Annotated in this window: 21 protein-coding genes; 14 read left to right on the top strand and 7 right to left on the bottom strand. The window is 71.2% G+C overall.

Annotated elements, in window-relative coordinates:
- Nucleotides 1-152: 152 nt before the first annotated feature.
- A complete protein-coding gene (locus ACFYPR_RS01730) occupies nt 153-275 on the top strand; it encodes a hypothetical protein (protein ID WP_387258309.1) in 123 nt (40 codons plus the stop codon).
- 329 nt (nt 276-604) lie between these two features.
- On the opposite strand, the gene ACFYPR_RS01725 is transcribed toward ACFYPR_RS01730, so the two are convergent.
- Entirely contained in the window at nt 605-1114 is a 510-nt protein-coding gene (locus tag ACFYPR_RS01725; protein WP_387258307.1) for a YbjN domain-containing protein, read from the bottom strand.
- 135 nt (nt 1115-1249) lie between these two features.
- Nucleotides 1250-2614 (bottom strand): D-inositol-3-phosphate glycosyltransferase, encoded by a 1365-nt coding sequence (mshA, locus tag ACFYPR_RS01720; RefSeq protein ID WP_355135581.1) that lies wholly within the window; start codon nt 2612-2614, stop codon nt 1250-1252.
- 207 nt (nt 2615-2821) lie between these two features.
- Here mshA and ACFYPR_RS01715 point away from each other — a divergent pair, with 207 nt between their 5' ends.
- Nucleotides 2822-3586 carry an SDR family oxidoreductase gene (locus tag ACFYPR_RS01715; protein ID WP_355064509.1) on the top strand — a complete coding sequence of 255 codons (765 nt, stop codon included), beginning with the start codon at nt 2822-2824 and terminating at the stop codon, nt 3584-3586.
- Nucleotides 3587-3602: 16 nt separating this feature from the next.
- A complete protein-coding gene (locus ACFYPR_RS01710) occupies nt 3603-4391 on the top strand; it encodes a class I SAM-dependent methyltransferase (protein WP_355064507.1) in 789 nt (262 codons plus the stop codon).
- An 11-nt stretch (nt 4392-4402) separates the two neighbouring features.
- On the opposite strand, the gene ACFYPR_RS01705 is transcribed toward ACFYPR_RS01710, so the two are convergent.
- On the bottom strand, nt 4403-5485 hold the full coding sequence (locus tag ACFYPR_RS01705; protein WP_387258305.1) for a UDP-N-acetylmuramate dehydrogenase: 1083 nt from the start codon (nt 5483-5485) through the stop codon (nt 4403-4405).
- Between the two features lie 69 nt (nt 5486-5554).
- Here ACFYPR_RS01705 and ACFYPR_RS01700 point away from each other — a divergent pair, with 69 nt between their 5' ends.
- From ACFYPR_RS01700 to ACFYPR_RS01665, 8 genes are all read left to right on the top strand, one after another.
- Nucleotides 5555-6313, top strand: coding sequence for a maleylpyruvate isomerase family mycothiol-dependent enzyme (locus ACFYPR_RS01700; protein ID WP_354854558.1), 759 nt, complete (start codon nt 5555-5557; stop codon nt 6311-6313).
- 202 nt (nt 6314-6515) lie between these two features.
- Nucleotides 6516-7823 carry an ABC transporter substrate-binding protein gene (locus ACFYPR_RS01695; RefSeq protein WP_387258303.1) on the top strand — a complete coding sequence of 436 codons (1308 nt, stop codon included), beginning with the start codon at nt 6516-6518 and terminating at the stop codon, nt 7821-7823.
- A 70-nt stretch (nt 7824-7893) separates the two neighbouring features.
- Entirely contained in the window at nt 7894-8886 is a 993-nt protein-coding gene (locus tag ACFYPR_RS01690; RefSeq protein WP_387258302.1) for a carbohydrate ABC transporter permease, read from the top strand.
- Nucleotides 8883-9716: a carbohydrate ABC transporter permease gene (locus tag ACFYPR_RS01685; RefSeq protein WP_354859777.1), complete on the top strand. Its 834-nt coding sequence runs from the start codon at nt 8883-8885 to the stop codon at nt 9714-9716. Before ACFYPR_RS01690 ends, ACFYPR_RS01685 begins: the two co-directional genes overlap by 4 nt.
- Nucleotides 9713-11092: a GH1 family beta-glucosidase gene (locus tag ACFYPR_RS01680; protein ID WP_387258300.1), complete on the top strand. Its 1380-nt coding sequence runs from the start codon at nt 9713-9715 to the stop codon at nt 11090-11092. The genes ACFYPR_RS01685 and ACFYPR_RS01680 overlap by 4 nt, the downstream gene beginning before the upstream one ends.
- 20 nt (nt 11093-11112) lie before the next feature.
- Nucleotides 11113-12120: a LacI family DNA-binding transcriptional regulator gene (locus ACFYPR_RS01675; RefSeq protein WP_354859779.1), complete on the top strand. Its 1008-nt coding sequence runs from the start codon at nt 11113-11115 to the stop codon at nt 12118-12120.
- Between the two features lie 151 nt (nt 12121-12271).
- Nucleotides 12272-12685 carry a RidA family protein gene (locus tag ACFYPR_RS01670; RefSeq protein ID WP_355135587.1) on the top strand — a complete coding sequence of 138 codons (414 nt, stop codon included), beginning with the start codon at nt 12272-12274 and terminating at the stop codon, nt 12683-12685.
- A 1-nt stretch (nt 12686) separates the two neighbouring features.
- On the top strand, nt 12687-13583 hold the full coding sequence (locus tag ACFYPR_RS01665; protein ID WP_387258298.1) for a GNAT family N-acetyltransferase: 897 nt from the start codon (nt 12687-12689) through the stop codon (nt 13581-13583).
- Here ACFYPR_RS01665 and ACFYPR_RS01660 read toward each other — a convergent pair whose 3' ends face one another.
- Complete coding sequence (locus ACFYPR_RS01660; protein WP_354859787.1) at nt 13584-13760, bottom strand: hypothetical protein; 177 nt, start codon at nt 13758-13760, stop codon at nt 13584-13586.
- Nucleotides 13761-13846: 86 nt separating this feature from the next.
- Nucleotides 13847-14128, bottom strand: coding sequence for a hypothetical protein (locus tag ACFYPR_RS01655; protein WP_387258296.1), 282 nt, complete (start codon nt 14126-14128; stop codon nt 13847-13849).
- Nucleotides 14129-14322: 194 nt separating this feature from the next.
- On the opposite strand from ACFYPR_RS01655, the gene ACFYPR_RS01650 reads away from it, so the two are divergent.
- The gene (locus ACFYPR_RS01650) at nt 14323-15069 is read left to right on the top strand and encodes a helix-turn-helix transcriptional regulator (RefSeq protein WP_354859792.1); all 747 of its coding nucleotides are present in this window, start codon (nt 14323-14325) and stop codon (nt 15067-15069) included.
- The gene (locus ACFYPR_RS01645; RefSeq protein ID WP_354859857.1) at nt 15066-15254 is read left to right on the top strand and encodes a DUF397 domain-containing protein; all 189 of its coding nucleotides are present in this window, start codon (nt 15066-15068) and stop codon (nt 15252-15254) included. The genes ACFYPR_RS01650 and ACFYPR_RS01645 overlap by 4 nt, the downstream gene beginning before the upstream one ends.
- 337 nt (nt 15255-15591) lie before the next feature.
- Here the strand turns inward: ACFYPR_RS01645 and ACFYPR_RS01640 are convergent, their stop codons facing one another.
- Both ACFYPR_RS01640 and ACFYPR_RS01635 read right to left on the bottom strand, forming a co-directional pair.
- Nucleotides 15592-16107 carry an O-acetyl-ADP-ribose deacetylase gene (locus ACFYPR_RS01640; protein ID WP_387258294.1) on the bottom strand — a complete coding sequence of 172 codons (516 nt, stop codon included), beginning with the start codon at nt 16105-16107 and terminating at the stop codon, nt 15592-15594.
- A 1-nt stretch (nt 16108) separates the two neighbouring features.
- Nucleotides 16109-16900: an EI24 domain-containing protein gene (locus ACFYPR_RS01635; protein WP_354859795.1), complete on the bottom strand. Its 792-nt coding sequence runs from the start codon at nt 16898-16900 to the stop codon at nt 16109-16111.
- Between the two features lie 68 nt (nt 16901-16968).
- Here ACFYPR_RS01635 and ACFYPR_RS01630 point away from each other — a divergent pair, with 68 nt between their 5' ends.
- Entirely contained in the window at nt 16969-17952 is a 984-nt protein-coding gene (locus tag ACFYPR_RS01630; protein WP_387258293.1) for a helix-turn-helix transcriptional regulator, read from the top strand.
- The last annotated feature ends 15 nt before the right edge of the window (nt 17953-17967 follow it).

The following is a 17967-nucleotide window of genomic DNA, read 5'->3' as shown; positions in this document are numbered from 1 at the left end:
CCCTGGTGCCGGCGGCCCGACCAGCCGGTCCGGTACTGCGCCGGCCCGCCCCACCGGCGTCCGAACGCATCGAACGCACCAACTGTTTCACCAGGTCAGGCTTGCGCATCGCGGAGATCCCAGAGACCCCGCGTTTGCGCAACTGCCCGCGGATGTCGTCCACCCGCATCCGGGAGATCTCCGACTCGGAGATCCCGGGTGTCGCCGGGCTCTGGTTGCCGGCCTGCCGTCTGGTCCTGGTCGCAGTCCCGCCGCGACCTGAGCTGTTCCGCTGAGCCATGGGATGCTCCGCTCCTCGACACTCCGTCCTCGGCGCGCGGGGGTCCCTCTGCCGCACCGCGCGGTGCGGCATACCCAGCAAGGGCAGTCCGAACCCTCCGTTCGTCGCCGCCCGCTGTGACGGTAGGGATTGAGCCGGGCGCACCCGTACCCCACACATCCTTTGCTCTGCTTACACCCAGGCAACGCTCGGAGCCCGTAAGTGTTGCGTCGGTTGAAGCAGAGCAAAGGAGGCGTCCCACCACCTCGGCCCGGAAGCCCGCCTGATAAACCCCGCAGTCGGGGCGCAGGCCCCCGCGCGTGGAGCCGCCGAGAACGCCAGTTGTCAGGCGGGGCCGGGGCCGGACGGCTCGAAGAGGTGGGCGAAAGCGGCCAGGTTCGCGGTCGACTCGCCGCGCTTGACGCGCCACTCGTACTCGCGCCGGATCGAGCTGCCGAAGCCGATCTCCAGCATGATGTCGAAGGACTCGTCGGAGTAGGTAAGCACCGAACCGAGCAGCCGGTCCAGCTCGTCGGCGTCCACACCGGCCGGGTTGACCCGCCCGGTCAGGTACACGTCACCGACCGCGTCGGTGGAGAAGGAGACCCCGTACATCCGGGCGTTGCGCTGCAGCAGCCAGGCCCACAGCTCCTCGCGCCGCTCGTCGGGCTGGCGCATGACGAACGCCTCGATCCGCAGCGCGTGCTCACCGACGATCAGGTTGCAGATCGTCTTGAGCTTGTGGGTGCCCGGCAGGGTGATCGCGTACGAGCCGGGCCCGGTCGACTCCCAGGCCAGGTCACGTTCGGCACACACCGACTCGATCAGGGTCGCAAGATCGCTCTTCGGGCTCACCGGACCCACTCTACGACCGCCCCGGCCCACGCACCGGATGACGATCGGCCCGCGGGCACCCACCAGCACGATCGGCGGGCGGTCAGCACCGGCACGATCGGCGCGGGATCACCACCGGGACCGACCTGTCCCCGGTCACCAGGAGCAGGAGAGGGCGGGGCCTCCGGCCAGGTCGGCGGCGAGGCGGGCCCGGCGCGCGGCGATCGCCTCGCCATAGACGTCGAGCAGGCCCGTGACGGTGCGGTCCCAGGAGAAGTGTCGGGCGTGCTGCGCGGCGCCGCGGGACAGCCTGGCCCGCAGGGCCCGGTCCGGCAGCAGGCGGCCCAGGGCGCGGGCCCAGTCCACCGGGTCGTGCCCGTCGATGAGCACCCCACTGGCCTGGTCCCGAACGGCGGTGACCAGACCACCGACGGCGGCGGCCAGCACCGGCGTACCGCAGGCCTGCGCCTCCAGGGCGACGAGCCCGAAGGATTCGTTGTGCGACGGCACCGCGACCAGATCGGCGGCCCGGTACAGGGCCGGCAGGTCGTCGCCGGTACGCGGCGGCAGGAAACGGACCCGGTCGGCGACGCCGAGCGTCGCGGCCAGCTCGATCAGGGCGGTCGGCCGGTCCAGTCCGCTGCCGCTGGGCCCGCCGCAGATCACCACGGTCACCTCGTCGGCCAGGGCCGGATCACGCTCGCGCAGGGCGGCGATCGCGCGGATGAGCACGTCCGGCGCCTTGAGTGGTTGGATCCGACCGACGAAGGCCACCACGTACCCGTCGACCGGCAGCCCCAGCCGGCGGCGGGCGGCGCGGGCGGCCATGAACCGGTCGCCCGGCGCGGGCCGGAACCGGGCCAGGTCGACGCCCGGCTGCACGACGGAGACCTGGTCGGGGGCGGCGTCGTACCGCTCGACGAGGTCGCGGGCCTCAACCCGGGTGTTGGCGACCAGCTGGTCGGCCTCGGCGACGACCTGCTCCTCGCCGATCACCCGAGCCTTCGGTTCCGGCCGGTCGTCGGCGGCGAGTTGGGCGTTCTTGACCTTCGCCAGGGTGTGCGCGGTGTGCACCAGCGGCACTCCCCAGCGCTCCTTGGCCAGCCAGCCGACCTGCCCCGACAGCCAGTAGTGGGAGTGGATCAGGTCGTAGTGCCCGGGTGGGCGGGACGCCTCGGCGCGCAGCACCCCGGCGGTGAAGGCGCAGAGCTGGCCGGGCAACTCCTCCTTGGTCAGCCCTTCGAGCGGACCGGAGGTGATGTGCCGGACCTGCACGCCGGGGGCCATCTCGACCACCGGGGGGAGGTCACCCGAGGTGGCCCGGGTGAAGATCTCCACCTCGACGTCGGCCTCGGCGAGCCGCCGGGCGACCTCCAGGATGTAGACGTTCATCCCGCCGGCGTCGCCGGTCCCCGGCTGGTGCAGCGGGGAGGTGTGCACCGACAGGGTGGCGATGCGGCGGGGCCGGGGCCACGGTCGGGCACCTCGCTGACGACCGACACCGGTGTGCAGTTCCGCCACGTCCGCTCCTTCAGTCACGGTTAATGCCGTCTCGCACGACCGGCGCTTCTCGGTCAACCTGTACGCCGGATGTCATCTTCCCCATCGGGCTACGGAAATGCGTCGGCGCGGCCGGCCGGGGTGACGGACCTCATCAACCGTCGGCCCGCACGGCGAAGCCCCGCGCCCGATCGCAAGGCCTCGGACGACCGGGGCGACAATGACCGGATGACCTCTGTCGCCATCGTCACCGGAGCGTCCAGCGGGATCGGAGCGGCCACCGCCCGCCGGCTCGCCGCCGAGGGTTTCCACGTGCTCGCCGCCGCCCGCCGCGCCGAACGGCTCGCCGACCTGGTCGCCGAGATCACCGCCGCCGGCGGGCAGGCCACCGCGGTGACCTGCGACGTCACCTCGGACGAGTCGGTGGCCCGGTTGGCCGAGGCCGCCGCCCAGGCGCCCGGGCCGGTCACCCTCCTGGTGAACAACGCCGGCGGAGCACGCGGGCTGGACCCGGTGGAGTCCGGCTCGGTCGCCGACTGGCAGTGGATGTACGACGTGAACGTGCTCGGCACCCTGCGGGTCACCCAGGCGCTGCTGCCGGCGCTGGAGGCGTCCAGTTCCGGCACCATCGTGGTGGTCTCCTCCACCGCCGGCCTGACCGTGTACGAGGGTGGCGGCGGCTACACCGCGGCGAAGCACGCGCAGACCGCCATCGCCGGCACGCTCCGCCTGGAGCTGTGTGGCCGGCCGCTGCGGGTCATCGAGATCGACCCGGGAATGGTGAAGACCGACGAGTTCGGGCTGGTCCGCTTCGAGGGCGACGCCGAGCGGGCGGCCGCCGTCTACGCCGGGGTGCCGGGGCCGCTGGTCGCCGAGGACGTCGCCGACTGCATCGCCTGGTGCGCCACCCGCCCGGAGCACGTCAACATCGACCGGCTGGTGGTCCGGCCACGGGCGCAGGCGGCGCAGCACAAGGTGCACCGGGTCTCCTGAGTCGGGGACAGGACCGATGAGCGGGGCTCCACGACGCCGACCGCTCGGCGTGGTCACCCGGGGCACCACCAACCCGAACCGGCTGCGCCGGGTGGACAACTGGATCGTCGCGACCTGCGCCGACCGGCTGCGGGCGGCGGTCGATCCGCTGGTGGTGGACCTCGGGTACGGCGCCACCCCGGTGACCGCCGTGGAGTTGCGGGCCCGGCTTGCCGCCGGGGTCCGTCGGGACGTACGCCTGGTCGGGCTGGAGATCGACCCGGCGCGGGTGGCCGCCGCGACGCCGGCCGCCGACCCGCCCGGCCTGACCTTCGCCCGGGGTGGCTTCGAGTTGGCCGGGCTCCGGCCGGTGCTGGTCCGCGCGTTCAACGTCCTGCGCCAGTACGACGAGCGCGAGGTGCCCGACGCCTGGCGCACGATGACCGCCGCGCTCGCTCCGGGTGGGGCGCTCGTCGAGGGCACCTGCGACGAGCTGGGCCGGCTGGCGAGCTGGCTGCTGGTCGACGCGGACGGCCCGCGCACGCTGACCCTGGCCGCGAAGCTCACCACGCTGGGCAGTCCCGCCGAGTTGGCCGAGCGGCTGCCCAAGGCGCTGATCCACCGCAACGTCCCGGGTGAGGCGGTGCACGACCTGATCCGGGCCCTGGACGACGCCTGGCAGGCCGCGGCTCCCTACGCCACCTTCGGTCCACGGCAGCGCTGGCTGAGGGCCGTGGGCAGGCTGCGGGACGACGGCTGGCCCGTGCGTGACGGCCCGCACCGCTGGCGGCACGGCGAGCTGACCCTCTCCTGGCCCCTCCCCTGAGCGGGGTGGGGTCAGAGGGCGCAGTTGATCAGGACCGGCTCGGGGTGCAGGGTCACGCCGAGGCGGGCGTGCACGGTGTCACGGATGGTGCCGGCGAGAATGAGCAGGTCGCCGGTGCTGGCCGTGCCGCTGCGATTGGTGAGGGCGAGGGTGTGCTTGCTGGAGATGGCCACGCCGTCCGGGCCGGGGTGGCCCTTGGTGAAGCCGGCCTTGTCGATCAGCCAGGCCGCGCTCACCTTGACCAGGCCGTCCGCCCCGGGCCAGGACGGGGGCTCGCCCAGGTCGGCGGCACGCTCCCGGAGCAGCTCGTACGTCGCCCGGTCGAGCACCGGGTTGGTGAAGAAGGAGCCGACCGAGCGGGTGTCGGGATCGGCGGCGTCGAGCACCATGCCCTTGCCGGCGCGCAGCCGCAGCACCGTCGCCCGCGCGTCGGCCAGCGGCACCCGCTCGCCCACCTCGACCCCGAGCGCCCGGGCCAGCTCGGCGTAGCGCACCGGGCCGGACAGCGGCGAGCGGGTGAGCCGGAAGTCGACCGAGAGGACCACCCAGCGGTCCTGGTACTTGAAGATGCTGCCCCGGTACGCGAACCCGCACTCTGCCGCGGGGACGATCCGACGGGTGCCGTCGAGCCGGTCGTACACCTCGACGCCGGTGATCGTCTCGGCGACCTCCTGGCCGTACGCGCCGACGTTCTGGATCGGGGTGGCGCCGGTCGAGCCGGGGATGCCGGAGAGGCACTCCAGGCCGGCCCAGCCGTTGCCGATCGTCGCGGCGACCAGGTCGTCCCACGGCTCGCCGGCCTCGACGCGTACGGTGACCGACTCGGCGTCCTCGGTGAGGACCCGCAGGCCACGGGAGCGCACCAGCACGACCGTGCCGGGGAAGCCGGCGTCGCCGATCACCACGTTGCTGCCGCCGGCCAGGACCAGGATCGGCTCGTCCGTGACCTGGACCGCCCGGATGATCTCGTCGGCGCTGGTCGCGGCCACGATCCGCCTGGCCGGCCCGCCCATCCGTAGCGTGGTGTAACCGGCCAGTGGACCCGGGATGGCACGATCGGCTTCGGTTGTCGGCTGGGCGTAGGCGTCTGACACGTCTTTCACCTTAGGCTGATGGGCAGCCGTGGCACCTACTGGTGGCCCGGCACCCCCGGGAGGATGGCGATGAGCAGACTGCAGGGCAGCAAGGACTTCTGGATTGGGGCGCTGCGGGCCGAGGGCCCGGCGTTCGCCGCGGCGGTCGCCGAGGCGCCGCCGGAGACACCCGTGCTGTCCTGTCCGGGCTGGACAGTCAATGATCTCACCCTGCACCTCGCGGGCATCTACCACTGGGTTTATTCGTTCGCCGGGTCGGGGCAGACGGAGGTACCGGCCCGCCGGGACGCGTCCGTGGCACCCTCGGGCCTGAGCGCGCTCCAGCTCTGGCAGCAGGGGTACGACCAGCTGATGACCCTCTTCGACGGGCTCGACCCGGAGGCGCCGGCGTGGAACTGGGCGCCGCAGCCGAAGAAGGCCGGCTTCTGGCCGCGCCGGATGGCACACGAGACGGCGGTGCACCGCTGGGACGCCCAGCTCGCCATCGCCGCCGGTGAACCGGTCGAGGCCAAGCTCGCCGCCGACGGGGTGAGCGAGGTGCTGGACACCTGGTTGCCGGCCGGCCGGCGGCAGGTCAAGGGCGACTGGCACGGGGTGGTGCAGCTCGCGGCGACGGACGCGGATCAGGAGTGGTATCTGCGGCTGCGCGGCGAGGGGGTGGCGCTGCTCGACACGGCGACCATCTTCGACCACGACGATCACCACGCCCGCGCGCAGGTCAGCGGCACCGCGAGCGATCTGCTGCTGGCGCTCTGGGGGCGGGTGAGCTTCGAGACCCTCGACGTCACGGGCGACCGCGCGCTGCTCGACGGCCTGCGTACCGGCTGATCTGACACCGGGCGCGGCCCGGCCGACGTGACGAGGGCGTCACCCCGACGGGGGTGACGCCCTCGTCGTGCGTCCGGTGCTGCCCGCGCAGATTCGAGAGAGCGCTCTCTTGACACTGCCCGGGGAAGCCACCACCCTGACGTGAGAGCGCTCTCTTGGCCTTCTGCCACCACCTGACCACCTTGAGAGAGGTCCATATCCGATGGCTGTCTTTCCGCGCCGCCGCCTCGCCGCGGTGGCCCTCGCCGCCACGACCGCCCTGCTCGTCACCGCCGGCTGCGGCGGCGGTGACGACGCCGAGGCGGACGGGCCGATCACGCTGACCGTCGACGTCTTCGGCCAGTTCGGCTACGACCAGCTCTACCAGGAGTACATGGCCGCGCACCCCGGCGTGAAGATCGTCGAGCGGGGCACCGGCAGCAACCTCGACGAGTACTCGCCGAAGCTGACCCAGTGGCTCGCCGCCGGCCGGGGCGCCGGCGACATCGTGGCCATCGAGGAGGGTCTGCTGGTCGAGTACAAGGCGAATCCGAACAACTTCGTCAACCTGCTGGACCACGGCGCCGCCGACCTCAAGGGCAACTTCCTGGAGTGGAAGTGGAACGCCGGCCTGACCCCCGACGGCAAGCAGCTCATCGGCCTCGGCACCGACGTCGGCGGCATCGCCATGTGCTACCGCAAGGACCTCTTCGAAAAGGCGGGCCTGCCCACCGAACGGGACGCCGTGTCGAAGCTCTGGCCGACCTGGCAGGACTACATCGCCACCGGTGAGAAGTTCGTCGCGGCCAAGACCGGGGCGTCCTTCCTCGACGCGGCCACCAACACGTTCAACACGATCCTGCTGCAGACCGCCGGCAACACCACCGGCTACAGCTACTACGACACCAACGGCAACGTCGTGGCCGACAGCAACCCGGCGGTACGGCAGGCCTGGGACACCACCATGGACATCATCGACTCGGGCCTGTCCGGCAAGTACGGCTCCTGGTCCGAGGAGTGGGTGTCGGCCTTCAAGCAGTCGAAGTTCGCCACCATCGCCTGCCCCGCCTGGATGACCGGTGTCATCGAGCAGAACTCCGGCCCGGCTGCCAAGGGCAAGTGGGACATCGCCCGGGTGCCCGGCAACGGCGGAAACTGGGGCGGGTCGCACCTCGCCGTGCCGAAGCAGAGCAAGCACCAGGCCGAGGCCATCGAGCTGGCGAAGTTCCTGACCAGCGCCAAGGGCCAGATCGGCGCCTTCAAGGCCAAGGGTCCGCTGCCCTCCTCGCCGCAGGCGCTCGACGACCCGGCGATCGCCGGCTCGACCAACGCGTACTTCTCCGGGGCGCCCGTCGGAGCGATCTTCGGCACCGGCGCGAAGAGCCTGAAGCCGGTCTACATGGGCCCCAAGAACCAGGCCGTCCGCACCGAGGTGGAGAACGCCGTACGGACCGTGGAACTGGGCCAGCGCAGCCCCACGCAGGGCTGGACGGACGCGGTGACCAACGCGAAGAAGGCCGCCGCCAAGTAGCCCGAGCCAGCGTGCGGGCGGGCTCCGGGACCCGGAGTCCCGCCCGCACGACGGAAAGGAGTCCCCGGGCATGACCGTCCAGCTCGACGCCCGACCGCCGGTCGCACCGGCAGCCGGGCACCAACGCCGATCGTCGGGTCGGCTCAGCCGGCTCGACACCCGCTTCTCGCCGTACCTCTTCATCGCCCCGTTCTTCCTGATCTTCGGAGTCTTCGGGGCGTATCCGCTGGCGTACACCTTCTGGGTCTCGCTGCACGACTGGGACCTGCTCGGCACCGACCACCCGTTCGTCGGCGCGGAGAACTACACCCGGCTGCTCGCCGACGCCGACTTCTGGCACGCGCTGGTCAACACGATGGGCATCTTCGTCATCTCCACGGTGCCGCAGCTGCTCGCCGCGCTCTGGCTGGCCAACCTGCTGAATCGAGGGCTGCGGGCGCGTACGGGCTGGCGGATGGCGGTGCTCGTCCCCAACGTCACCTCCACCGCCGCCGTGGCGATCGTCTTCGGGGTGCTCTTCGGCCGCGAGTTCGGCATGATCAACTGGCTGCTCGACCTGGTCGGGATGGACGCGATCGAGTGGAAGTCCAACCGGGTCGCCTCCTGGGTGGCCATCTCCGCCATGGTCGACTGGCGGTGGACCGGCTACAACGCGCTGATCCTCCTGGCCGCGATGCAGGCCATCCCCCGCGACCTGTACGAGGCGGCGGCGATCGACGGCGCCCACCGCGCCCGGCAGTTCTGGTCGGTCACCGTGCCGCTGCTCAAACCGACGATCATCTTCTGCACGATCATCGCCACCATCGGCGGCCTGCAACTCTTCACCGAGCCCCGGATGTTCAACTCCGGCACCAACCCGATCCGCGGCGGGCCGCTGCGCGAGTCGCAGACCCTGACCATGTACATGTTCGAGAACGCCTTCGCGCCGCACTACAACTTCGGTTACGGCTCGGCGGTGGCGTGGCTCCTCTTCGCGCTCATCGCGATCGTCGCGGCGCTCAACGTGCTGATCCTGCGCCGACTCGGCGGCGGGGCCGGCCCTCGCAAAGGAGCAACCCGATGAGCCGCCTCTGGCGGGCGAGCCCGCTCACCTACCTGGCCCTGATGTTCGCCGCCGTTCTGTCGATCTTCCCGATCTGGTGGATGTTCGTCGTCGCCAGTCGCAGCAACGACGCGATGGGCCAACTGCCACCCCCGGTCACACCGGGCGGCAACCTGGGCGCGAACATCGCCCGCCTGTTCGACAACACCGACGCGTACTTCCTCACCGGTCTGATCAACTCGGTGATCGTGGCCACCACGGTGACCGTCTCGGTGGTGTTCTTCTCCAGCCTGGCCGGGTTCGCCTTCGCGAAGCTGCGCTTCCGGGGGCGCAACGCGCTGCTGTTGGTGATCATCGCGACGATGATGGTGCCGACGCAGCTCGGCGTGATCCCGCTCTATCTGCTCATGACCAAGTTGCAGTGGAACGACCGGCTGCCCGCGGTGATCGTCCCGGTGCTGGTCACCGGCTTCGGGGTGTTCATGATGCGGCAGTACGCCGGCCAGGCCATCAGCGACGAGCTCATCGAGGCCGCCCGGATGGACGGCTGCGGCACCCCGCGGATCTGGTGGCACGTGGTGCTGCCGGCGCTGCGCCCGGCCGCGGCCGTGCTCGGCCTGCTCACGTTCATGACCACCTGGAACGACTTCCTGTGGCCGTACGCTGTGCTGAACGACCCGGCGAACCCGACCGTTCAGCTCTCCCTGCGAGCGCTGTCCGACGGGTATTACCAGGACATGTCGCAGGTGTTCACCGGGACGGCCATCGCGACGCTCCCCCTGCTGCTGGTCTTCGTGCTGTTCGGCCGCCAGATCATCGGCGGGATCATGGAAGGTGCGGTCAAAGCGTGAATGAACTCCGGTTTCCCGAGCACTTCCTCTGGGGTGCGGCCACCGCCGCGTACCAGATCGAGGGCGCGGCCCGCGACGACGGTCGCGGCCCGTCCATCTGGGACACCTTCTGCCGTACGCCAGGCAAGGTGTACCAGGGCCACACCGGCGACGTCGCCTGCGACCACTACCACCGGTACGCCGACGACGTGGCGCTGATGGCCGAGCTGGGCCTGCGGGCGTACCGGTTCTCGGTCGCCTGGCCCCGGATCCAGCCCGACGGCAGCGGCCCGGTCAACCCGCGCGGGCTGGACTTCTACGACCGGCTCACCGACACACTGCTCGCCCGGGGCATCGACCCGATCGTCACCCTCTACCACTGGGACCTGCCGCAGAGCCTGGAAGACCGGGGCGGCTGGACCAACCGGGAGACCGCCGAGCATTTCGCCACGTACGCCACCGCCGTGTACGCCCGCCTCGGCGACCGGATCGACACCTGGACCACGCTCAACGAGCCGTGGTGCTCGGCCTACCTCGGTTACGGCAACGGGGTGCACGCGCCGGGCAAGCAGGACGGCGCGGCGGCCTTCACCGCCGTACACCATCTGCTGCTCGGGCACGGCCTGGCGGCGCGGGCGCTGCGGGCGGCCGGCGCGCGCAGCGTCGGCATCACCGTCAACCCGGCCGATGTACGGCCGGCGGACCCGCAGAGCGCGGCCGACGCCGCCGCCGTCCGCCTGGTCGACGGCCTGCACAACCGGATCTTCCTCGACCCGCTGCTGGCCGGGGGCTATCCCGACGACGTACGCGAGCACGTGGCCCGCATCGTCGAGCCGACGTTCATCCGCGACGGCGACGAGAAGCTGATCGCCGCCCCGATCGACCTGCTCGGCATCAACTACTACGCGCCCACCTACGTCGCCGGCCGCCCCGACGGCGACGGCGACGGCGCCTACCCGGGCACCGAGGGCGCGGTGCACTTCCTGCCGCCGGCCGGGCCGCTCACCGACATGGGCTGGATGATCGAGCCGTCCGGGCTGACCCGGTTGTTGGAGCGGATCGCCACCGACTATCCCGGTGTGCCGCTGCTGATCACCGAGAACGGCGCGGCGTTCCCCGACAAGGCGGGCACCGACTCGCCGGCCGGGCCAGGACAGGTGATCGACAACGACCGGATCGCCTACCTCGACGGGCACCTGCGGGCGGCGCACGAGGCGATCTCCCGGGGCGTGGATCTGCGCGGGTATCTCGTATGGTCATTCCTGGACAACTTCGAGTGGTCGGAGGGTTACCGCAAGCGGTTCGGGATCGTGCACGTCGACTACCTGACCCAGCGGCGCACACCGAAGGCCAGCGCCCGGTGGTACCAGGAGGTGATCTCCCGGAACGGGCTGTGACGAGCGGGGGGAGAGTCGCGATGACCACGGCACAGCGGCCGACGCTCGAGGCGGTGGCGGCACGGGCCGGGGTGTCCCGGGCCACCGTCTCCCGGGTCGTCAACGGCTCCACCACCGTCGCCGAACCCATCCGGGAGGCCGTCAACCGGGCGGTCGCCGAGCTGGGGTACGTGCCCAACCTGGCCGCCCGCAGTCTGGTCACCCAGCGGACCGACTCGATCGCCCTGGTCATGCCGGAGGCGGCCACCCGGGTCTTCTCCGACGACCAGGTCTTCCCCGGCATCATCCGGGGCGTCAGTCAGGAGTTGGAGGCCGCCGACAAGCAACTGGTCCTGATGCTGGCCGGCTCACCGGCCGGGCACCAGCGGGTCGAGCGGTACACCACCGGTCGCCACGTCGACGGAGTCCTCTTCGCCTCGCTGCACGGCGCCGATCCGCTGCCCGGCACGCTGGCCCGGCTCGGCATCCCCGTGGTGGTCAGCGGCCGGCCGCTCGGCGACGTACCCGTGCCGTACGTCGACGTGGACCACGTCGGCGGGGTCACCGCCGCCGTCCGACACATGATCGACGGTGGTCGCCGGCGGATCGCCACCATCGCCGGCCCGCAGGACATGGTCGCCGGGATCGAACGGCTGATCGGCTACCGGGAGACGGTCGCCGCCGCCGGGCTGCCCGAGCTGATCGCCGTCGGCGACTTCACCCGGGAGTCCGGTGCGGCGGCGATGGACCGCCTGCTCGCCGACCATCCCGACCTGGACGGGGTGTTCGCCGCCTCCGACCTGATGGCACACGCCGCCCTGCGCACGCTGCGCGCGGCCGGCCGGCGGGTGCCGGAGGACGTCGCGGTGATCGGCTTCGACGACATCGAAACCGCCGCCTACACCGAGCCGCCGCTGACGACCGTCCGGCAACCGATCGTGGAACTCGGCCGACGGATGACCCGGCAACTGCTCCGGCTGGCGGCCGGCGAAGCGATCGAACCGGCCGTCATGCTCGATACCGAGCTGATCATCCGCGCGTCGGCCTGACCCGTCTCGCTCTCAAGATCCGCTTTCAAGATCCGCACAACTTCGGTGTTGTTGCTGCTTCCCGGCGTCGGGAGGCAGCAACAACCCTGAAGTTGCTGCCCGGCGCGTTAATGCGTCGCCACCGTGCGCGATCGTCGTTAGCCTCGCCGGCATGCCGGATCCTGTCGCGTTGCTGCACGTGCCCGCTCTCTCCGACGTCGCCGAGTACGCGTACGCGGCCACCGTCGAGCCGCCCGCCCGCCTGGTGTTCACCGCCGGGGCGTGCCCGCTGGACGCCGAGGGCCGCACCGTCGCGCCGGGTGACCATGCCGCGCAGGCCCGGCAGGTGCTGGCGAACATGGAGACCGCCCTCGGCGCGGCCGACGCGCGGCTCACCGACGTCGTCAAGACCACCGTGTACGTGGCATCGTCGCGGCAGGCCGACCTGGTGACCGTCTGGGAGGTGGTCCGGGACTTCTTCGGCGACCACGATCCGCCCAGCACCCTGCTGGGTGTGGCCGTGCTCGGCTACACCGACCAGCTCGTCGAGGTCGAGGCCGTCGCCGCCGTACGGACGGGGGCCTGAGATGCGCATCCGTGTGGCGCAGCCCGACGACGCCCCGGGCGTGGTGGCCCTGCGGGCGAACGTCCACCCGTACCTGGTGCGTGGGGTCGAGTCGACCCGCAAGATGATCGCCGAACCACCGCCGATCGACGGCTGGACCGCGTTCGTGGCCGAGGTCGACGGCCAGGTGGTCGGCTGGACGTCCGCCGAGCCCAACACCTCGACATCGGTGCAGGGTTTCGGCGACGTCAGCATGCTGCACGTGCACCCCGAGCACCGCCGCAGGGGAATCGGGACGGCGCTGTTGACCGCCGCGACCGACCACCTCCGCCCTCTCGGGGTCCGCCGCGTACGCACCATGGCCGCAGCGGACTCGCTGCCCTTCGCCCGCCGGCACGGTTTCACGCCCAGCCGCGAGGTGCGCTACTCGGCGCTGGACCTGACCCCGCCGCCCGCGCTGCCCGAGCCGCCTCCGGGTGTACGACTGCGGCCGATCGCCGAGCTGGACCCGCACCTGCTCTACGAGGCGAACGTCGCCGCAGCCGTCGACGAACCCGGTGACGTACCCGTCGACGCGGTCACCTTCGAGAGCTGGCAGTACGACGTGTGGGACAACCTCGGACTGGACAAGACCGCCAGCACTGCCGTCGAGGTCGACGGCGAGGTGGCCGCGTTCAGCCTGGTCAAGCGGGACGGGGAGCGGATGTGGTCGGACTACACCTGTTCCGTCCCGACGTACCGGGGTCGAGGGCTCGCCCGACTGGCCAAGACGGCGGCGCTGCACCGGGCCGCCGAAGCCGGCGTACGGGTCGCGTACACCTCGAACGACGAAGCCAACGCGCCGATGCTGGCGATCAACGCCCGGCTGGGCTACCGACCGGTGGCGACCCTGTGGGCCTGCCTGGCCGACCTGACCTGATCAGTCAGCTCGGTTGTCGCTGCGCGGGCGCGTCCACTTCAGGAACCGCGCGACGTACACCGCGGGGTCCGGGCGCAAGCCGAGCTTCAGCGCGTCAGCGAACGCCTCCCACGCGAGCGTGGTCAACATGAGCAGCATCCCGACCCGGTCGCCATGCCAGCGGGACAGCAGCGACAACCGCGCGGCTGAACACGGCCAGTGGACACCGCAGCGGGTACAGCGCCAGTGCGGCAGCCCGGGGTGATGCGGACGCGGACGCGGGCTCATCCGGCGCAGATGGGCTTGCGGGCGGTCGGCCGGCGAATGGTCGGCCGGACGTTCAGCGGTTGTACGCCTTCGCGTCGCACGTAGAGCTCACGCCGGGCGATCGCGTCGCCGCGCGCGCCCAGCTCGTACGCGTCCAGCCACACCCACCCGTCGTACGTGTCCCACTGCAACTCACGGATGACCCGCACGGTGATCGGGCGCAGGAACTGCACGCTCGCGGTGGCCGACAGGCGTAGCAGGTCGCCGGCCCGGAATGTCGGTCCTGGTGCTGCGGGCATGTTTCCCCCTCCGTGGGCTAGGAGGGGCCGCCCCTGAGTGCTTGCCCACGAGGCGGCCCCGGGCCGACACCGCCGCCGGGCTTCGCCTCCACCAGCAGTGCCGCTCATCTGACACCCTGCCCAGAGGAGCTGGACGGCTACACCCCGTAGATATACGTTCGATAGACGTTGGGGACGTCCAGTAGGAGGCGACCGTGAATCAGGCGCTACGGGCTGCACTGGCGGACTCGGGCGAGACTGTGGAGAGTCTTGCCGAGCGGGTGGGAGTAGACCCCAAGACGGTTGCACGCTGGGTCACGCCGGGCAGAGTTCCCCACCCCCGCCACCGAGCGGCAGCGGCGAGCGTCCTAGGGCTTGATGTGGGGGACATTTGGCCGGACGTTTTAAAGCGCCGTGAGCCGGCGTGGCTGCGGCCGTGGGTCGAGACAGAGCTTCAGGCGACCGCCCTCCGCGCGTTTCAGGTTTCTGTGATTCCCGGTCTGCTACAGACACCGGAGTACGCGTCGCTAGTCCTCAGTAGCGGGTTGCTGGACGCGGACGAGGTTGCGGGTTACGTCGAAACGCGACTCCGCCGACAGGCGGCGGTCCTTAACCGGCGTAAGCCCCCGCTCTTCATCGCAGTCATCGACGAATGCGCGTTGCGCCGTGGGGAGCCCGACATCATGCATCCCCAGCTAGACCACCTGATCGAAATGGCGCAGCGGCCTAACACCTTCCTTCATGTGTTACCGCTTGACGCGGGCATGCACGCCGGGCAGGCCGGGCCGTTCGTCATTGCTACCACCGAGGATGGCGACGTGGGATACCTGGACGACCAGGCAGCCGGCCGACTGACCAACGAGACAGCCCCGCTCTGGGCCATCTGGGATACGCTGCGATCAGTGGCTCTTCCACGGCGCCACACCATCGACTTCTTGAAGGCACGAACATGGCTGACCTGACCGGCGCCGAATGGCGTACCAGCACCCGAAGCAGCTCTAACGGCGGCGACTGCGTCGAGGTCGCGGACAACCTGCCGGGCGTCGTCGCGGTCCGCGACTCGAAGGATCGCGATGGCGGCACGCTCCGGTTCGACCGTCACACCTGGCGGGGCTTCGTCGACATGGTGAAGACCGCCGCCCTCTGAGCAGCCACATCAACAAGACCCTCGGGTAGACCGGGGGTCTTTCGGTATGCCCACTGCCGGCGATGGCGCACCGATACGACGAGATCTTGGACAGTTTCCGTTAGCTGCTAACGGGAACTGTCCAAGATCTGCGGCCGGACCCGCGGGGCCTGCGGGTCCCCGGGGCCGGCCGGGACCGACGGGCCGGCGAGGGCCGACGGGCCGGCCGGGACCGGCGGGCGCGGCAGCGCCGCGCGAGCGCGTCGCACTTCGAATCCTTGATCACTTGATGGTGACCAGTTCGAACCCGCTTCTGACAACTGGTCAGCATCACGTGATCAAGGAGGAACCGCGCGCCCTACGCGACGTCGAAGACTTCGCGTGCCGTCGCGTACGTATCCGCGCCGAAGAGCACCAGGCGTGCCTCGGTGACCGTCGCCGGCCTGGCTGAGCGAAGCACCGACAGCGCCTGGCGGACCGCGTCGTCGACCGGCCAGCCGTAGATGCCGGCGGAGATCAGCGGAAACGCGACCGTCGTCGCGCCCAACTCGTCTGCCACGCGCAGGCTGTTGGCGTAACAGTCGCGCAGCAGCGCCGAGCGGTCCTCGGTGGACGACCAGACCGGGCCGACGGTGTGGATCACCCAACGGGCGGGCAGTTCCCCGGCGGTGGTTGCCACCGCCTGGCCGGTGGGCAGGCCCCTGCCGTACCGGGACGCCCGCAGCGCCCGGCACTCGGCCAGGATGGCTGGTCCGCCGCGCCGGTGGATGGCGCCGTCGACCCCGCCGCCGCCGAGCAGGGACGAGTTCGCGGCGTTGACGATGGCATCCACCCGCTGGGTGGTGATGTCCCCCTCGACCAGGGTGATCTCCATGTCAGCTCTCCTCGATCGACTGGCCCAACGAGCGGCGGGCCAGCAGGGTGGCACCGGCGACCGCGGCCGGCATGACCAGCACCGCGCCGAGCGGAATGAGGAAGCAGAGGAAGACCGCCACCCCGAAGCCGAGCGCCATGGGCCGGTCCGCCTTGAGGATCGTCCGGCGTTGCGGCAACCGCATGCCACGTCGGTAGAACGGCGCTCCGACCAGCTCGACGGCGAGGAACCAGCCACCCACCGCCGCCCCGATCACCGGGACGACCGTCTGGCCGACCACCGGAATGAAACCGGCGAAGAAGAGCGGGATGCCGACCAGCGCCGTGAGGGCCACCAGGCGTACCGAGTCGGCGAGGCTGCGGCGCAGTGACGACCAGAACGGCACGTCCACGGCGTCCGGGGTGCCGCCGAGCCGCTCCTCCACCATCTCGGAGATCTTCTCGTAGAACGGGTCACCGATGACCAGGGTGACCGCGGTGAAGCTGACTACCGCGAGCAGGCCACCGAGCCCGATGAAGGCCAGCCCGGCGATCACCCGGACCAGGCTGCGGCCGGTGCTCGACCAGTCGTCGGCGAACGGGGTGACCAGGGCGGCGAGGTCGTCCACGAAGTACACGAGGGTGGCGATCGCGACCACGAAGAGCGCGCCGGAGATCAGCGCCGGCACCAGACCGAGCAGCATGAGCTTCGGGCTGCGGACGTACATGCCCAGTCCGCGCAGGAGCAGCCTGACCCCGAGGAGGAAGCGTCCGACGACCCCGGTCACCGGGCTGGCGATTCTGCTGACGTCCACGATCGAGCAGCCTAACGACAGGTGATCGAATTCGCCGGACGGCGAGCGGCACGAGGCAGGATGGGCGGGTGCGCGCGTCCCGACTGATCTCGCTGCTGCTGCTGTTGCAGTCGCGCGGATCGATGACGGCGGGCGAGCTGGCACGGGAGCTGGAGATTTCCGAGCGGACCGTCTACCGGGACGTCCTGGCGCTCTCCGCAGCGGGCGTGCCGGTCTACGCCGACCGGGGTCGGGCCGGCGGTTACCGCCTGCTCGGCGGCTATCGCACCCGGCTGACCGGTCTGACCCGGGACGAGGCGGAGGCGCTCTTCCTCGCTGGGCTACCGGGGCCCGCCGGTGACATGGGGCTCGCCGACGCGGTCGCGTCCGCCGAGCTGAAGGTGCTCGCCGCGCTGCCACCCGCCCTGCGCGACGCGCCGGCCCGTACCGGGCAGCGGTTCCACCTGGACGTGCCGGGCTGGTTCCGGGAGACGCCGCCACCACCGTGGCTGGCCGAGCTGGCGCGGGCGGTCTGGAGCGACCGGGTGGTGGATCTGCGCTACCGACGCGGCGAGAAGAAGGTGACCCGCCGAGTCCAGCCGTACGGCCTGGTGCTCAAGAGCGGCGTCTGGTATCTGGTCGGCCGGGTCGGCGAGGATGTCCGCACCTACCGGGTGGACCGCGTGACCGGGGTCGAGGTGGGCGAGGAGCACTTCGAGCGCAACGAGGGCTTCGACCTGGCCGGGCACTGGCGGGAGCAGGCCGGGGAATTCCTGCGGACCATGCTGCGGGCCGAGGTGACCGTCCGGCTCAGCCCCGCCGGCCTGCGTCAGCTCCGACGCCTGGTCGATGCCCCTTACGTGTACGACGAGGTGGTCGCCTCCGTGGGCGAGCCCGACGAGCAGGGCTGGGTGGTGGCCCGGCTGCCCGTCGAGTCGGTCGGCGTCGCGTACGCCCAGTTGCTGGCGCTGGGCCCGGAGGTGGAGGCGCTCGACCCGCCGGAGCTGCGCGCACGGATGGCGGACGCGGCACGCCGGGCCGCCGCGCGCTACGACGGCCCGGCCGTGCCGTGACACCGGCCCACAGAT

The sequence above is a fragment of the Micromonospora sp. NPDC005254 genome (assembly GCF_042872525.1).
Taxonomy (GTDB): Bacteria; Actinomycetota; Actinomycetes; order Mycobacteriales; family Micromonosporaceae; genus Micromonospora.
The sequence above is the reverse complement of the archived record's forward strand: the minus strand, read 5'-3'. Positions and strand labels throughout refer to the sequence as shown.

Excerpts from the sequence above, each read along its gene's own strand:
- ACFYPR_RS01730 (WP_387258309.1), top strand. The coding sequence starts at position 153 with ATGTCGTCCACCCGCATCCGGGAGATCTCCGACTCGGAGATCCCGGGT.
- ACFYPR_RS01715 (WP_355064509.1), top strand. The coding sequence starts at position 2,822 with ATGACCTCTGTCGCCATCGTCACCGGAGCGTCCAGCGGGATCGGAGCG.
- ACFYPR_RS01710 (WP_355064507.1), top strand. The coding sequence starts at position 3,603 with ATGAGCGGGGCTCCACGACGCCGACCGCTCGGCGTGGTCACCCGGGGC.
- ACFYPR_RS01700 (WP_354854558.1), top strand. The coding sequence starts at position 5,555 with ATGAGCAGACTGCAGGGCAGCAAGGACTTCTGGATTGGGGCGCTGCGG.
- ACFYPR_RS01695 (WP_387258303.1), top strand. The coding sequence starts at position 6,516 with ATGGCTGTCTTTCCGCGCCGCCGCCTCGCCGCGGTGGCCCTCGCCGCC.
- ACFYPR_RS01690 (WP_387258302.1), top strand. The coding sequence starts at position 7,894 with ATGACCGTCCAGCTCGACGCCCGACCGCCGGTCGCACCGGCAGCCGGG.
- ACFYPR_RS01685 (WP_354859777.1), top strand. The coding sequence starts at position 8,883 with ATGAGCCGCCTCTGGCGGGCGAGCCCGCTCACCTACCTGGCCCTGATG.
- ACFYPR_RS01675 (WP_354859779.1), top strand. The coding sequence starts at position 11,113 with ATGACCACGGCACAGCGGCCGACGCTCGAGGCGGTGGCGGCACGGGCC.
- ACFYPR_RS01670 (WP_355135587.1), top strand. The coding sequence starts at position 12,272 with ATGCCGGATCCTGTCGCGTTGCTGCACGTGCCCGCTCTCTCCGACGTC.
- ACFYPR_RS01665 (WP_387258298.1), top strand. The coding sequence starts at position 12,687 with ATGCGCATCCGTGTGGCGCAGCCCGACGACGCCCCGGGCGTGGTGGCC.
- ACFYPR_RS01655 (WP_387258296.1), bottom strand. The coding sequence starts at position 14,128 with ATGCCCGCAGCACCAGGACCGACATTCCGGGCCGGCGACCTGCTACGC.
- ACFYPR_RS01640 (WP_387258294.1), bottom strand. The coding sequence starts at position 16,107 with ATGGAGATCACCCTGGTCGAGGGGGACATCACCACCCAGCGGGTGGAT.